We start from the raw sequence: 1,109 nt of genomic DNA, 5'->3' as shown, positions 1-1,109 counted from the left end.
GTTTTCTTTTCAGTGAGGGCTGTTTTGGTAATCTCCATTGCTTCCATCGCTTTTTTAGGGTTACCTCGGTCAACTAACACGTTGCCAGCTAGCCAGTAAAGCTGGCCAAAAAATGGAATCCATTTAAGGCTTTTTTTACCCAAGCTGACTGTGCGTGGCGGCACGGAATATCCAGTTACAAATAAGTCCCAGTTGCTTTGGTGATTGGCTACCACGATAAAAGGACGATCGCTTGGATAATTATGGGCGTTAACCAATTTTGGCTTAATACCAATAATAGGCAGGCCGAAAAACGCAAATGTCTGTGCGCACCAGCGGCTGTTAGTCGGGTGAAAGGGGCGAATAATTCCGTAAAGAAGGCCGAGAGCGCAACTGATGACAAAGTGAATAGATAATAAGGAATAACGAATAAAACGAATCATTAGACTCTCAGTGCAAGTAATTAAAGTTTGAGTACAAGTGTACGCTATTGGGCGAACTCATTACAGTGTCTTGGATTGAATCATTGGAAATTAATGGTTGAATCTACAACTGAAAAGAGTTCAACACGATCATCGTGCTGAGTGTAGATTCGCTTTTACGTTTGTCTACGGCAGGCGTGAAGGTGAATAGTGCATAAGATAGTCTGAGCCATTGCCTAAAGCAATGGCTCAAAGTAAATTATTTAAGCGGATGTCCCTCGGGTAACTGCTTATACAGCCACATAACAATTTTGTGCTTCATTTTCACCAAGGTCAGATCATCCTTAGCAAGAGGTTGAAGCTGCTTGTCGTGTACTAGTAAGCGGTAAATGTACTCGATTTTGTCGTCTTGAGAGTCATCAGCTTCGAATTTTGCGACGCCACGTTTTTCGGCATATAAGGTGCCGATGCGAATGGCTTCTTTAAGGAGTTGAGCTTCGTTTTTTAGCTTCTTCGCCATACTGGGCTTCTCATAAGTTTATAGTTAGGGTGAATGTGTAACATAGCTAATTTGTTTTATTTGTTGAAACGTTGCTCTAGTAGGTCGAAGACTGCACGAATACCAAATGCTTCGCCGCCAGTTGGTCGCCCAGGAAGCTTTCGATTATTCCAGGCCATTACATCAAAATGAACCCATGGAGTGTCATC

2 protein-coding genes are annotated in these 1,109 nt (G+C 42.7%); both read right to left on the bottom strand.

The features are described 5' to 3' along the window. On the bottom strand, positions 1–422 hold a 422-nt coding region (locus A3766_RS32720; RefSeq protein WP_197479609.1), incomplete at its 3' end, for a 1-acyl-sn-glycerol-3-phosphate acyltransferase. Positions 423–660: 238 nt separating this feature from the next. Continuing rightward, positions 661–921 carry a DUF5062 family protein gene (locus A3766_RS17365; RefSeq protein ID WP_068510982.1) on the bottom strand — a complete coding sequence of 87 codons (261 nt, stop codon included), beginning with the start codon at positions 919–921 and terminating at the stop codon, positions 661–663. Positions 922–1,109 lie beyond the last annotated feature (188 nt).

The sequence above is a fragment of the Oleiphilus sp. HI0132 genome (assembly GCF_001635845.1).
Note: the sequence above shows the minus strand (reverse complement) of the source record. Positions and strands in the feature narration are given on the sequence as shown.